This is a genomic window from bacterium (assembly GCA_035454885.1).
Classification (GTDB): Bacteria; UBA10199; UBA10199; order JACPAL01.
In genome coordinates, this window is record DATIGE010000067.1 from 1 (window position 1) to 13234 (window position 13234).

Consider the following 13234-nt stretch of genomic DNA (forward strand, 5'->3'; position numbering starts at 1 on the left):
GTGCCGGGAGGGGGACTCGAACCCCCACGGCTTGCGCCATACGCCCCTCAAACGTACGTGTCTGCCAGTTCCACCATCCCGGCGTTCCGCTCGGACCGGCAAAGCCGGATCCTCGCTATAGTCATGGGGAGATCCTGCTCTCCCCCTGAAACCCCCATCGAAGGGAGTAAATAAGCTACTGTTGCGTCTCCGGCGTTGTCAACGGGGCCGCGGGGGCCGTTTCGACCGACGGCGGCAAGGGCACCTTGCCCAGGACGGAGCCTCGGCCCCCGTTCTTCGACAGGGACACGAGGCTCAAGGACGTCGTCAGAAAGATCAAAGCCACCACCGCCGTCAACTTGTTCAAAAAGGTCGCCGCGCCCCGTGGACCGAAGAGCGTCTGCGAGCCTCCCGCGCCGAACGCCGCGCCGATATCCGCGCCCTTGCCGGCCTGGAGGAGGATCACGATGATCAGAAAGAAGCAGACGATGTAGTGAATGACGGTCACGAGTAATTCCATAAACTCTCCTATTTTCCCTTTGCCGCGATGATCTTTAAGAACTTGTCGATGGACAGGCTCGACCCGCCCACGAGGAATCCGTCCACGTTCCCCGCCTGAGCCAGCTCGGGGGCCGTCTCCGGCGTTACGCTGCCTCCATAGAGAAGGCGGATCGCGTTCGACGCCGGGGCGTCGTAGGACTTGGCGATGAAGTTTCTGATGAAATGAAGGGCCGACTCGACGTCGTCGGGCTTGGCCGTCTGTCCGGTCCCGATCGCCCAAACGGGCTCGTAGGCAACCACGACGTTCGGAAGCTCGCCCATGGGGATGCCTTGCAGCCCCTTCTTGATCTGGGTCTCGATCACGGCCTCCGTCTTGCCCGCCTTCCGCTGGTCCCAGGTCTCGCCGATGCAAACGACCGGCGTGATCTCCAGTGTCAGGGCGGTCAACGCCTTGCGGTTGACTCCTTCGTCCGTTTCCGAAAAATGCTGCCGCCGTTCCGAATGGCCCAAGAGGACCATGGCGCAGCCCGCGTCCTTGAGAAAGGCGCCCGAGATTTCCCCCGTGAACGCCCCTTCGGTCTCCCAGTGCATGTTTTGGGCCGCCAGGAGAATGGGGGTCTCCTGCAGGGCCACGTGGGCGGTATAGAGGGACGTGAAGGGCGGGGCGACGGCGACGTCCGCCGCGGTCGCGGCGGGGAGCTTGTGGCGAAGCTCGGTGATGAGCTTGAGGGTCTCCTCCAGCGTCCCATGCATCTTCCAATTTCCGACAATGAGAGGCTTGCGCATGATGGGTTCAGATTTTTCTTAGATTTCAAGGGCCGTGAGGCCCGGAAGGCCCTTGCCTTCCAAGAACTCCAACGCGGCGCCGCCGCCCGTGGAGAGGTGCGTGATCCGGGCCTCGACACCGGCCATCTTGACGGCCGCGAGACTCTCGCCTCCGCCGACCACGGAAACAGCCTCCGACTCGGCAATGGCGCGGGCAACCGTCAGGCTGCCCTCGGCGAAGGGCGCGTACTCGAACACCCCCATCGGCCCGTTCCAAAAAACGGTCTTCGCCCGCTTGAGGACCTCCGCATACTGCCGCGCCGTCTCGGGGCCGATGTCCAAACCCATCTTTCCCTCGGGAACCTGGGCGGCCACCGCGGCCACGGAATTCGCGGCGATCTTGTCCGCCACGCGGTGGTCGACCGGAAGGCGCACCGGCACGTCGTTGTCCTTCGCCTTTTGGAGGATGCGCTGGGCGACGTAGAGTTTGTCGTCCTCGCACTTGGACTTGCCGATGGGACGGCCCATCGCCTTCAGAAAGGTATAGGCGAGCCCGCCTCCCAAGAGGAGCTCGTCCACCTTTCCGACCAGGTGCTCGATCAGCCCGATCTTGTCGGAGACCTTGGCCCCTCCGAGAACCGCGACAAAAGGCCGCGCGGGACGGCCCAGGAGAGGGCTCAGGTACTCGAGCTCCTTGCGGACCAGGAGCCCCGCGCCTTTTTCCTTAAAGTGTTTCACCATGCCGACGGTGGAGGCGTGGGCGCGGTGCATGGTTCCGAAGGCGTCATTCACATAGACCTCCGCGAGCTGCGCGAGGGCCTGGGCAAAGCCCGGGTCATTCGCCTCTTCTTCCTTGTGAAACCGGAGATTCTCCAAGAGAAGGACTTCGCCCTCCCGGAGATCATGCGCAAGTTTCTTGGCGGCATCGCCGACGCAATCCTCCGGAAGGATCACGGGACGGCCCAGGAGCTCCGCCAGCTTCTCGGCAACGGGCACGAGCGTCTCGGAGGCCTCATGGCCCTTGGGGCGGCCCAGGTGCGATCCCAGGATGATCTTGGCCTTCTGGTCCATGAGGTATTGGATGGTCGGCAGGGCCTCGCGGATGCGGGTGTCGTCCTGGATGTGTCCGCCGTCATGCGGGACGTTGAAGTCCACGCGCACAAAGACGCGACGGCCCGCCACGTTGAGTTGATCGACGTACTTCATAGGCCCTTGGCCACCAAGCCCGCCACATCGAGCATGCGGTGGGAGAAGCCGGTCTCATTATCGTACCAGGCCATGACCTTGACCAGACGGTTCTCGATGGCCGCGGTCTGCTGGGTGTCGATGGTGGCGGACTCCCAGGTTCCGTTGAAGTCGATGGAGACGAGGGGTTCGTCGCAGATGCTCAAGATGCCGTTCAAGGGTCCGGCGGCCGCCTTCCGGTAGGCGTCGTTGACGGCCTGGACGGAGGCCGGCTTGTTGACCGAGCAGACCAGGTCGACGAGCGAGACGTTCGGCGTCGGAACGCGGATGGAGGTCCCGTCGAGCTTGCCGGCGAGCTCCGGCATGACGACGCCGATCGACTTGGCCGCGCCGGTGGTCGTCGGAATCATCGAAAGGGCTCCGGCGCGGGCCCGGCGCAGGTCCTTGTGGTACTTGTCCAAAATCTTCTGGTCGTTCGTGTAGGAGTGGATCGTCGTCATGAACCCGCGCTCGATCCCGAAATTTTCGTGAAGAACCTTCGCGACGGGGGCCAGACAGTTGGTCGTGCAGGAGGCGTTCGAGATCAGGTGGTGCTTGGCGGGATCGTAGGTCTTCTCGTTCACGCCGAGCACGAGGGTGACGTCCGGGTTTTTTGCCGGGGCGCTGATGATGACCTTCTTCACGCCCTTGCGCTTCAGGTGGAGCTGGGCCTTTTCGCGGTCCGTGAACTTGCCGGTGCATTCCAAGACGATGTCGACGCCGTACTCGTCCCAGGGGATCTCGTCCGGGTTCGGATGGGAGCAGAGGGCGATCCGCTTGGAGCCGCCGATGACGATGGAATTCCCTTCGCCCTTCAGGTCCGCGTGAAGGCGTCCGTGGACGGAGTCGTACTTGAGGAGGTGGGCGAAGGACGACGCCTCCGTCTTGTCGTTGATGACGACGATGTCAAAGCCGTCGAAGTTCCGCTCGACCCAAGCGGACACGATGCCCTTGCCGATGCGCCCGAGACCGTTGATGCCGACCTTGACCGCCATGAGTCTCCTCGTCTTCCAAAAGAAATCGCGCGGGTATACTCCGCGCGCGTAACCCCGTCAACCCCTCGAACTACCGCCCTTTTTTGGACATCTCCTCCTCGAAATACTTCCGGTAGAGGACCTCCCACTCCCGGCTTCCCTCCAGGACCCCCCGTTTGAGGGTCGCGATCTTGTCGCGGGCGGCCTGATCGGCGGCGTCTTCCACCTTGACATAGTCTATCAGGGTTTTCTTGATCTCGCGATGGGCCCGGTCGTCGTCGGCATAGACCGCCGATCCGTCCTTGATGAGACCCTTATGGATGATATGGGCGAGGTGCGAGATGCGATCTTCCGAAAATTTCATAGAATGAACTTCCGATCCTTCGCGACCTGCTTCTTGATCATCGTGTAGGCCTTTTGCGGGTCGATCGATCCCGAGGCGATCTGGGCGCGGTATTGCTCCATCAGCTTTTTGACTTCCTCCTCGATGGAAACCTCTTCCTCCAGATTCTTGAAGATCAGGGACTCGACCTTTTCGACGAGCTTTTCATGGGGGACCTTGGGCTCGATCAAGGCGTGCGCCGTCAGGTTCTTCATCACCAGTTCGGCGATCTTCCGGATCTCTTCGCGCTTGAGTTTCACGATGAACACCTCCAGCAATCCACGCCTGAATCGCACCCGAAGGGTGTGAGGGAGGCTTCTAGTCTGAAAACCCCTCGAAATTCAAACGGTTTTAACGTAAATTCACTCTCATATGATTATTGTCATGAAAGTTGGGGCCACCAAGAAAGACGTCGACCACGTCTCCGAGGAGATCAAGCGTCTGGGATTCCGGCCGCACGTGATCCATGGGGAGGAGCGGACGGTCATCGCCTGCATCGGCCACGAAAAGAAAAAAAAGGACCTCTTCGCCCTCCAAAGCGCGGAGGGGGTCGAGGCGGTGGTTCCGATCTCCAAGCCCTACAAGCTGGCGAGCCGGGAGACGCGCAAGGCGACGTCCGTCATCCCCTTGGGCGGGGGCGTCGAGATCGGAGGGCCGAGGGTCTGCGTGATGGCGGGCCCGTGCTCCGTGGAGAGCGAGAAGCAAATCCTGGAAACCGCCCGGGCGGTCAAAGAGGCGGGCGCCCAGGTGCTTCGCGGCGGTGCCTTCAAGCCCCGGACCTCGCCCTACGACTTTCAGGGCTTGGAGGAGGAGGGTCTGAAATTCCTGGCCAAGGCCCGGAAGGAGACGGGCCTGCCGGTGATCACCGAGATCATGGACGCCGATGACGTGGAGATGGTGGAGAAGTACGCCGACGTCCTGCAAGTGGGGGCCCGGAACGTCCAGAATTTTTCCCTGCTCAAGGAGCTCGGCCAGTCCAAGAAGCCGGTCATGCTCAAGCGCGGGATGGCGACGACGATCAAGGAGTGGCTTCTTTCGGCCGAATATATCCTCACCGGCGGCAACCCGAACGTCATCCTCTGCGAGCGGGGCATCCGCACCTTCGAGACGGCGACGCGGAACACGCTCGATTTGAACGCCGTGCCGGTCTTGCGGGAGCTCACGCACCTGCCCATCGTCGTCGACCCGTCCCACGGGACGGGGAGCTGGCAGTATGTTCAGCCGATGGCCCTGGCCTCGGTCGCCGCCGGCGCGGACGGCCTCATGATTGAGGTCCACCCCAGGCCGGAAGAGGCCCTCTCCGACGGGGCCCAGTCGCTGACGTTCAAGAAGTTCGATGAGTTGATGGGGAAGCTCCGCCCGTTGGCGGCAGTCTTGGGACGAAGCGTCTAGAAAATACCCTAGATATCCAGGTTCTTGACCGTCAGCGCATTGTCCTCGATGAACTGGCGCCTGGGCTCGACTTGGTCGCCCATGAGGACGGTGAAGATTTGATCGGCCTCGACGGCGTCCTCGACGGTCACCTTGCGGAGGGTCCTCTTTTCGGGATCCATCGTCGTGTCCCACAGCTGATGGGGGTTCATCTCTCCCAGGCCCTTGTACCGCTGGATGTCCTGGCCCTGCTGGCCGCGTTTCATGACGAAGTCCTTCACCTTTTCCAGGTCGTCGAACTCGAAGGATTCCACCTCGGCCTTGGTGCCGGCCGTCGCCTGGAAGGGACCGGACCCGAGCTCCCGGAACTCGCGCGCGAGCTTCCGGAGCTCCCCAAAGTCGGCGGAGTTGAGGAACTCGATGTCCAAGACCGTCCGGCGCGGCACGTTGTTGAACATCGTCTTGTAGACGACCCTCTGGGCCTCGTGCTCGGGGTCCTTTTCCATCTCGATGTCGAAATCCTTCAGGTCCGGGGAGTGCTTTGTGAGATAGTTCGCGATCCGATCGAGCTCGAGATCGAGCCGCTTGCCGTCCTTGAGGAGGGTCCTATCGATGTCGGCCGCTTCGACGAAGGCGTCGACGATGCGGGGATCGCCGCGTTTCTGGATGAGGTCGAGGATGCGGCGGTAGCGGACGAGCTTTTTCGTGAGCTTGGTCAGGTCTTGGCCCGAGATCTCCTTGGCTTGCACCTTCACGCGGACGCCCTCGACGCCCATGTCGATGAGCAGGTCTTCCAGCTCCGCGTCTCCCCGCAGGTATTTCTCCGTCTTTCCCTTCTTGACCCGATAGAGCGGGGGCTGGGCGATGAAGAGATGGCCCTTCGCCACGATCTCCGGCATCTGCCGGTAAAAAAACGTGAGCAGGAGGGTGCGAATGTGCGAGCCGTCGACGTCCGCGTCGCACATCAGGATGATCGAATGGTACCGGAGCTTGGAGAGGTCCTGGCCGTTCCCCTCCTGGTCGCCGACACCGACCCCCAGGGCCGTGAAGAGAACCCGGATTTCCTCGGAGGACAGCATCTTGTCGAAACGGGCCTTCTCGACGTTCAAGATCTTGCCCTTCAGGGGCAGGATGGCCTGATTGCGGCGGTCGCGGCCCTGCTTGGCGCTGCCGCCGGCGGATTCGCCCTCGACGATGAAGAGCTCGGAGTGGGCGGGGTCCCGCTCCTGGCAATCGGCGAGCTTGCCGGGGAGGGAGCCGACATCCAGCGCGCCCTTGCGGCGGACGAGATTGCGGGCCTGCCGCGCCGCCTCGCGCGCGCGGGCGGCGTCGATGATCTTGGCGACCATCTTTTTTGCGATGCCCGGGTTCTTTTCCAAGAATTCGGAGAGCCTCTCGTAAACGACCTGCTTGACCAGCCCCTCCACCTCGGAGTTGCCGAGCTTCGCCTTGGTCTGGCCTTCGAACTGGGGATCCGGGATCTTGACCGAAATGACGGCGCAGAGCCCTTCGCGCACGTCCTCGCCGACGGGATTTTCCTTCAAGTCCTTGAGGAGATTGTGGGTGGACGCGTACTGGTTGATGGCGCGCGTGATGGCCGCCTTGAATCCCACCAGGTGAGTGCCGCCCTCGATGGTGTTGATGTTGTTCGCAAAGGAGAAAATGTTCTCGGCGTAGCTGTCGTTGTACTGCATGGCGAGCTCGAGGACGATCCGGTCCTTCTCCGCCTCGACATAGATGACGTCATGGAGGGGATTCTTCCGCTGGTTCAGGAACTCCACGAAGCTCTTGATCCCCCCCTCGTAGCAAAAATCGTGCTTCTTCCCCGTCCGTTCGTCCGTGATCGAAATCTTGAGGCCCTTGTTCAAGAACGACAATTCGCGGAGCCGGTTGGAAAGGATGTCGAAACTGTACTCCGTCGTCTCGAAGATTTCCGCGTCCGGCTTGAATGTCACCTTGGTGCCGCGCCGGGCCGTCTTGCCCGTCGTTTCGAAATCGATTTGCGGAACGCCGCGCTTGTACCACTGGTGATAGACCTTGCCGTCGCGGAAGATCTCGAGATCGAGCTTTTCGGACAGGGCGTTCACGCACGAGACGCCCACGCCGTGCAAGCCGCCGGACACTTTGTAGGAGGAATGGTCGAACTTGCCGCCGGCGTGCAGCTTGGTGAGGGCGACCTCGGCCGCGGGGCGTTTTTCCGTTGGATGCATTTCCACCGGGATGCCGCGTCCGTTGTCGATGACCGTGACCGAGTTGTCGATGTGGATCGTGACGTCGATCTGGTCGCATTCGCCGGACAGGGCCTCGTCGACGGAGTTGTCGACGACCTCGTAAACCAGGTGGTGCAGGCCCGGGGATCCTGTGGACCCGATGTACATGGCGGGACGCTTGCGGACGGCCTCCAAGCCTTCGAGGACTTTAATCGAACTCGCGTCGTATGCGGAGGATGCCGCCTTTTTGGCGGGAGAGGCTTCAGACATAGGCTTATTTTTCTCCTCGGCTTCGATGTCTCTTGCTATCACGCGGGGGCTTGGGATGTAAAGGGGAAATGATGCCTAAAACTGTAACAATATCAAATACTTATGATGTGTTTTTGGCGGGAAAAATCTAGATTCTCATGGGCATAACGAGGGCCAAAAAGCCACGGTCAAATTCGGAGCGAATGACGCAGGGAGAGATCTCGTCCTTGAGCTCCAAGATGAGTTTTTCGTCTTCCAAGACGCTCAGGACGTCGAGAAAATAGCGTGGATTGAACCCCACCTGAAAGGTGGCTCCCTTGTAGTCGATGGGAATTTCTTCGCTCGCCTCTCCCAAGTCCGGGTGTGAGGCGCTCACCTCCACGACCCCGGTGCCAAAATTGAAGCGGACCCCGCGGGCCTGGTCGGAGGTCATGATGGAGGCGCGTCGGAGGGCCCCCATGAGAAGGGCCCGGTCGACGGATACGATCTTTTCCGACTTTTTGGGAATCACCTGCTCGTAATTCGGAAATTCACCTTCGATCAACCGGATCGTGAGGGAAACCTTACCCTTGTGGAAGACGATGGCCCGCTCGTCGATTGAAACAGAGAGGTTCCCTTCTCCCGTGCCGATCAGGTTCTTGATTTCGCTGACCCCTTTGCGGGGGATGATGATCCCCTTGGGCAGATTCAACTTGGCGCTGGTTTCCCGATCCGCATACGCCAGGCGATGCCCGTCGGTCGCCACCACGCGGAGGTAGCCCTTATCCCCTTTGGCGACGCGGACGAGATAGAGACCGTTGAGGGTGTACCGGGTCTCGTCGGTCGAGGCCGCGTAAAAGGTCTTGCCGATCATTTCCTCCAGTTCGTCCGACTCGAAGGGAACCTCTTCTTTGGACGCGACCTGAGGGAGGGTTGGGAATTCCGCCGGATTCATCCCCACGACGCGGAACCGCGACTTGCCGGAAGCGATCTCGATCCCAAAGTCCCCTTTTTTGGAAAGATGGATGATCTCCTCGGGGGCCTCTTTCACAATTTCATAGAGATTGCGTGCGTTGACGACCACCCGCCCCGGCGCCTTGATCTCCGCGCCTCCCTCCGCGACCAGGGCGATCTCCAGATCGGTCGCTGAAACCTTGAGGGTATTTGAGGACTTGTCGCCCGTTTCCAGGAGGATGTTGGAAAGGATGGGCATGGTTCCCCGTTTTTCGACGATTCCCTGGGACCATTTGAGAAGGTTGAGAAAGTCGGTTTTTTTGATTTTCAGTTCCATGAGGGATGCCTCCTAAACGCCCACTCTGTCTCTCTTATTTATTTAATTTAATAATTAGTTGCCGCAGAAATAGTGCGCCGATCCTAGTGGGGATAACCCGGAATGTGAAGCCTTATTTTAGGGTTAAAGGACATTCTTAAGGGCTTAAAACACCGGCAAACCCATGTGGAGAATCCGGGGATGAACGGGGATAACTCGGGTTATCCCCAAAACCGAAAAAGCATCCACACTCTCACCTTCGACAGACACACCGATCTTCATGTCTCCAGGGGGACTTATCCCCAGATCCATGGATCAACGCGAGATGGTTTGTTCCAGGATTTCGACGTGGCTGCGGAGGGTCGAGTCGGATTCAAGGACCCTTTTGATCTTCGAAAAGGCGTGAACGACCGTCGAGTGGTCCTTGCCGCCGAACTTTTGGCCGATTTCGGGGTAGGACGACTTCACATGCTTGCGGCAGAGGTACATGGCGATCTGCCTTGGGAGGGATTGGCTCTTGATGCGACGCTTGCCGGTCAGGTCGGCGAGCTTGAGCTTGTAAAAATCGGCGACGACCTTTTGGATGTGCTCCACCGTCAGTACCCGATCGACGCCGGAGAGGACGTTTTTGAGCACGTCCTTGGCCAGGGAGATTGAAAGGGGAACGTTGTTCAACGTGGCAAAGGCATTCAGCCGGATCAGGGAGCCTTCCAGCTCCCGGACGTTCGATTTGATGTGCGAAGCGAGGAAAAGCGAAACCTCGTCCTCTAAACCGATGCCGTCATCGTCCGACTTTCTCCTCAGGATTGCGATGCGGGTCTCCAGATCGGGGACCTGGATATCCGCCAAGAGGCCCCATTCGAATCGCGAACGGAGGCGTTCCTCCAAGTCAGGGATTTCTCGCGGGGACTTATCGCATGTCAGGACGATTTGCTTCTGCAGGTCGTAGAGATGATTGAAAGTGTGAAAGAATTCGTCCTGAGTGCGCTCCTTGCCGGCGATGAATTGGATGTCGTCGATCAGGAGGACGTCGCAGCTATCCCGGTACTTCTTTCGAAGCTCCCCCATCTTGTCAAAACGCATGCAATATATGACCTCGTTCATGAACTTTTCGGAGGAGAGGCAGATGATGCGGGCCGAGGGATTGCTTTTGAGGATCTCCAACCCGATGGCGTTCAGAAGATGGGTCTTGCCCAAGCCCACGCCGCCGTAGAGGAAGAGGGGGTTGTAGTTTCGTCCCGGGTTCTTGGCCACGGCGCGGGCCGCCGCATGGGCGAACTGGTTTGACGAGCCGACGACGAAATGATCGAAGGAATACTTGCCCTTGAGAGAGTCATGGGCCGGAGAGGGCTGCGCGTGAGCGACGGGTGTCTTGCCTCCGGAGCCCGCTGCGATCACCGGGGCTGCGGCGCTTTCGGAAGAAGAGGCCGCGATGACGATCTGAATGGAAAGATCAGGGCCGCCGCGCCCCTCCATCTCCTTCAAGACCTGAGGCAGGAAATTTTCTCGAATCCAATCCCGGACGAACCGGTTGCGGACTTGAATGACGGCCCGATCGTCCTCTAAGGAGGGAAGGAGCTCAACCTGACCGCTCCAGGCAGGGGAAATCCCTAAATCCCTAATCTTTTCTGCGAGAAAAGAAAACCTGGAAGGCTTGGAAGAATCAGCCAAGACGAACCTCTCCATGCGATTATCCACAGACTTATCAACACTTGTGGATAGGTTGTCGGAAGCGGCCTGATCTTGTCGTCAGGACCGCCGACTCCTTACCGAGTTTTCTCCCCGCGAGGGATGAACCGGGAGAAAAATTTTTACGGCTTCGACTAAGTTTCAAAAAGCTGTGCGTTCATGGCAAATAAAATTTTTAATGTCTAGAAAAAATCAAAAACATTTTTTGATTTTTTCGAAGTCGTTGAAAAAGAATAAAAAAAATTTCCCGTTGACGAAAAACCCAAACCTCTCTAGCGTCGGCCCGGAAAAAGCAAAGTCGGCAAACCCAACAACAGCGAGGCCTAGACGTGAAGAGAACCTTCCAACCCCATAAGAAGCGGCGTTTGCGGACACACGGGTTTAGAAAAAGGATGAGCAGTCCGGGCGGGCGAAAGGTTTTGAGCCGCCGACGGCAAAAGGGCCGCAAGCGTCTGACGGTCGGGATTTCGAAAAAGTAGTTCCGATGTGACCGGGAAATTTTCCCTTCCTCACTTCCAGGTCCAGATCAAAAAAAGGTCTGGAGCGGATTTTCTTCTCCGCATCCTCGTGACGCGAAAGATCCGGCGCGCGGTGGACCGCAACCGGGTCAAGCGCGTCGTGCGCGAGTGGTTCCGGTCAAAAAGGGCGTTGCTTCCGGGGAGGCTCGTGATATGTAGGGTCGACCCGTCGGCGGCAAAAATCAAAAATGAAGAGCTTTTTCAAGAACTTAGTCGTGTTTTATAGGATTTTTTTCTCTCCGTTTCTGGGGGGGCAGTGCCGCTTCGAACCGACCTGTTCCGCCTACGCCCTGGAGGCCCTGGAACGCTATCCTTTGGGGACCGCCTTGGCCAAGACCGCGAAGAGGCTTTGTTCCTGTCACCCCTTTCACCCCGGAGGCCTTGACCCCGCATGAAAGACCAACATCGCTCCTTGATAGCAGCCGCCCTCTCCTTCTTGGTCCTGATCGGCTGGTATTATTTTTATGGATCCAAATCATCGATGGTGACTCCGCCGACTGCGGCGACCTCGACAGCGGCATCACCCGCCCCTCAAGTGTCCCAAACTGTTTCGCCGGCGCCTGCTGCGGGCGACGCCTCCGTCACGAGGCCCGAGACCTTGACGCTCAAAGAGACGCCACTCATGACGCTGGAGTGGGCGAGCCACGGCGGGAGGCTTTCGAACATCTTTTTGAAAAAATACCGGCAGGACGTGAAGAAGGACAGCCTGCCGGTCAACCTGCTCCCGTTCCCCGAGGAGAAATCTCTCGACCTTTTGTGCCTGGACTGCAACGCGGCCCTTCCCCCGGACGGATCCTACGAGACCGCTTCCGCGGACTTGGGGGCGAACAAGGACCGGACGATCGCCTTCGAAGCGGCGACCGAAGGCCTCAAAGTGACCAAGACCTACGACTGGTCGGAGGACGGATACCTTCTGAACCTGAAGGTGGCGGTCGAAAACCGGTCCGCTCAGGATTTTCGCGGAAAACTGGGACTCGGGTGGAGGGCGCGCCAGTTTCCTCCCAAGCCGAAGGGCTTTCTCAGCTTTCTCCAGGGCCCGGGCGACCACCGCGGCTTTCTCTATCGGCTCGGCACGGACGTGAAACACGTCGCGGTCCTGAAAGAACCGTCGGACCTGCGCGGTCAGGTCCCTTGGGGTGGCATCGAAGACCGGTACTTTCTGATCTCCCTGATCTCCCGCCGCGATTCTCCGGATCAGCTCCTCCAGATCCGCAACGAAGGCGATTTCCTAAACCTCGCCTTGTACCCCGGGGAGGTGTCGATCCCGGCGCAAGGGCGGCATGAGGAGAACTTCTCCTTCTACGCCGGCCCGAAAGAGCGGGAATACCTCCTTCGGGCGGGCGTCGGGCTCGAAAAGGCGGTCGACTACGGTTGGTTCTCGGTCCTGGCGATCCCCATTCTCAAGCTTCTTCAGGTCTTCCATGTGGCGGTCAAGAACTGGGGACTCGCGGTCATCGTCCTGACCCTCGTCATCAAGCTCGTGATGAACCCCCTGACGGTCAAATCGATGAAGCAGATGAAGGAGATGCAGAAGCTGCAGCCCAAGCTGGCGGCCCTCAAGGACAAATATAAGGACGACCGCCAGAGGCTGAACGCCGAAACGATGGCCCTCTTCCGGTCGCACAACGTGAATCCCGTGGGCGGCTGCCTGCCCATGCTGATGCAGATGCCCATCTACATCGCGCTCTACAAAGTGCTCTACAACGCGATCGAGCTCCGCCACGCCCCGTTCGTGGGCTTTTACCGGGATCTCTCCGGGCCGGATCCGTATTTCATTCTTCCGGTTCTTCTGGGTATCTCGATGGTGCTGCAACAAAAGCTGACGCCTTCCGCCTCGGCGGACCCGACCCAGAAGCAGATGATGATGATCATGCCCGTGATGTTCACGGCCTTCATGCTCTTCCTGCCGGTCGGGTTGGTCCTTTATATCTTCGTCAACACCGCCTTCAGCGTCCTCCAGCAGTGGATGTACCAGAAGGGGATCCGCTGGCGCGATCTCCTCAAGGGACAGCGGCCCCAGGCCGTTTTGTAACGTTTTGCGTCATCCGGCGGACCCCGCCCGATTAAATTTTCGTCATCGTCTTGCGGAGTATTGCGGATTAAAAACCTTTCCGTGTAGAAAT

13 protein-coding genes and 1 tRNA gene are annotated in these 13234 nt (G+C 59.5%); 4 read left to right on the top strand and 10 right to left on the bottom strand.

All coding sequences use genetic code 11. From position 1 onward, the window contains the following. Nucleotide 1: 1 nt before the first annotated feature. From VLJ37_11675 to VLJ37_11705, 7 genes are all read right to left on the bottom strand, one after another. A tRNA-Leu gene (locus VLJ37_11675) sits at nucleotides 2-83 on the bottom strand. 92 nt (nucleotides 84-175) lie between these two features. Further along, nucleotides 176-499: a preprotein translocase subunit SecG gene (gene secG / locus VLJ37_11680; GenBank protein ID HSA60331.1), complete on the bottom strand. Its 324-nt coding sequence runs from the start codon at nucleotides 497-499 to the stop codon at nucleotides 176-178. 8 nt (nucleotides 500-507) lie between these two features. Next, nucleotides 508-1266, bottom strand: coding sequence for a triose-phosphate isomerase (gene tpiA, locus VLJ37_11685; protein HSA60332.1), 759 nt, complete (start codon nucleotides 1264-1266; stop codon nucleotides 508-510). A gap of 18 nt (nucleotides 1267-1284) precedes the next feature. After that, nucleotides 1285-2451 (bottom strand): phosphoglycerate kinase, encoded by a 1167-nt coding sequence (locus tag VLJ37_11690; protein HSA60333.1) that lies wholly within the window; start codon nucleotides 2449-2451, stop codon nucleotides 1285-1287. Beyond that, on the bottom strand, nucleotides 2448-3464 hold the full coding sequence (gene gap, locus VLJ37_11695; protein HSA60334.1) for a type I glyceraldehyde-3-phosphate dehydrogenase: 1017 nt from the start codon (nucleotides 3462-3464) through the stop codon (nucleotides 2448-2450). Before gap ends, VLJ37_11690 begins: the two co-directional genes overlap by 4 nt. Nucleotides 3465-3534: 70 nt before the next feature. Next, complete coding sequence (locus VLJ37_11700) at nucleotides 3535-3807, bottom strand: DUF507 family protein (GenBank protein HSA60335.1); 273 nt, start codon at nucleotides 3805-3807, stop codon at nucleotides 3535-3537. Continuing rightward, nucleotides 3804-4085, bottom strand: coding sequence for a DUF507 family protein (locus tag VLJ37_11705; protein ID HSA60336.1), 282 nt, complete (start codon nucleotides 4083-4085; stop codon nucleotides 3804-3806). The genes VLJ37_11700 and VLJ37_11705 overlap by 4 nt, the downstream gene beginning before the upstream one ends. A gap of 112 nt (nucleotides 4086-4197) precedes the next feature. On the opposite strand from VLJ37_11705, the gene aroF reads away from it, so the two are divergent. Next, the gene (gene aroF, locus VLJ37_11710) at nucleotides 4198-5217 is read left to right on the top strand and encodes a 3-deoxy-7-phosphoheptulonate synthase (protein ID HSA60337.1); all 1020 of its coding nucleotides are present in this window, start codon (nucleotides 4198-4200) and stop codon (nucleotides 5215-5217) included. Between the two features lie 8 nt (nucleotides 5218-5225). Here the strand turns inward: aroF and gyrB are convergent, their stop codons facing one another. The 3 genes from gyrB to dnaA all read right to left on the bottom strand — a co-directional run bounded on the left by gyrB (nucleotide 5226) and on the right by dnaA (nucleotide 10590). Continuing rightward, on the bottom strand, nucleotides 5226-7676 hold the full coding sequence (gyrB, locus tag VLJ37_11715; GenBank protein ID HSA60338.1) for a DNA topoisomerase (ATP-hydrolyzing) subunit B: 2451 nt from the start codon (nucleotides 7674-7676) through the stop codon (nucleotides 5226-5228). Nucleotides 7677-7803: 127 nt separating this feature from the next. Beyond that, a complete protein-coding gene (gene dnaN / locus VLJ37_11720; protein ID HSA60339.1) occupies nucleotides 7804-8925 on the bottom strand; it encodes a DNA polymerase III subunit beta in 1122 nt (373 codons plus the stop codon). Nucleotides 8926-9219: 294 nt separating this feature from the next. Continuing rightward, nucleotides 9220-10590: a chromosomal replication initiator protein DnaA gene (gene dnaA, locus VLJ37_11725; GenBank protein HSA60340.1), complete on the bottom strand. Its 1371-nt coding sequence runs from the start codon at nucleotides 10588-10590 to the stop codon at nucleotides 9220-9222. A 332-nt stretch (nucleotides 10591-10922) separates the two neighbouring features. Here dnaA and rpmH point away from each other — a divergent pair, with 332 nt between their 5' ends. The 3 genes from rpmH (at nucleotide 10923) to yidC (ending at nucleotide 13143) form a co-directional block, all read left to right on the top strand. Next, a complete protein-coding gene (rpmH, locus tag VLJ37_11730; protein ID HSA60341.1) occupies nucleotides 10923-11072 on the top strand; it encodes a 50S ribosomal protein L34 in 150 nt (49 codons plus the stop codon). A gap of 227 nt (nucleotides 11073-11299) precedes the next feature. Continuing rightward, nucleotides 11300-11506, top strand: coding sequence for a membrane protein insertion efficiency factor YidD (gene yidD / locus VLJ37_11735; protein HSA60342.1), 207 nt, complete (start codon nucleotides 11300-11302; stop codon nucleotides 11504-11506). Beyond that, nucleotides 11503-13143 (top strand): membrane protein insertase YidC, encoded by a 1641-nt coding sequence (gene yidC, locus VLJ37_11740; GenBank protein ID HSA60343.1) that lies wholly within the window; start codon nucleotides 11503-11505, stop codon nucleotides 13141-13143. Before yidD ends, yidC begins: the two co-directional genes overlap by 4 nt. Nucleotides 13144-13234 lie beyond the last annotated feature (91 nt).

Excerpts from the sequence above, each read along its gene's own strand:
- dnaN (HSA60339.1), bottom strand. The coding sequence starts at position 8,925 with ATGGAACTGAAAATCAAAAAAACCGACTTTCTCAACCTTCTCAAATGG.
- tpiA (HSA60332.1), bottom strand. The coding sequence starts at position 1,266 with ATGCGCAAGCCTCTCATTGTCGGAAATTGGAAGATGCATGGGACGCTG.
- secG (HSA60331.1), bottom strand. The coding sequence starts at position 499 with ATGGAATTACTCGTGACCGTCATTCACTACATCGTCTGCTTCTTTCTG.
- gyrB (HSA60338.1), bottom strand. The coding sequence starts at position 7,676 with ATGTCTGAAGCCTCTCCCGCCAAAAAGGCGGCATCCTCCGCATACGAC.
- VLJ37_11690 (HSA60333.1), bottom strand. The coding sequence starts at position 2,451 with ATGAAGTACGTCGATCAACTCAACGTGGCGGGCCGTCGCGTCTTTGTG.
- aroF (HSA60337.1), top strand. The coding sequence starts at position 4,198 with ATGATTATTGTCATGAAAGTTGGGGCCACCAAGAAAGACGTCGACCAC.
- yidD (HSA60342.1), top strand. The coding sequence starts at position 11,300 with ATGAAGAGCTTTTTCAAGAACTTAGTCGTGTTTTATAGGATTTTTTTC.
- dnaA (HSA60340.1), bottom strand. The coding sequence starts at position 10,590 with ATGGAGAGGTTCGTCTTGGCTGATTCTTCCAAGCCTTCCAGGTTTTCT.
- yidC (HSA60343.1), top strand. The coding sequence starts at position 11,503 with ATGAAAGACCAACATCGCTCCTTGATAGCAGCCGCCCTCTCCTTCTTG.
- gap (HSA60334.1), bottom strand. The coding sequence starts at position 3,464 with ATGGCGGTCAAGGTCGGCATCAACGGTCTCGGGCGCATCGGCAAGGGC.
- VLJ37_11700 (HSA60335.1), bottom strand. The coding sequence starts at position 3,807 with ATGAAATTTTCGGAAGATCGCATCTCGCACCTCGCCCATATCATCCAT.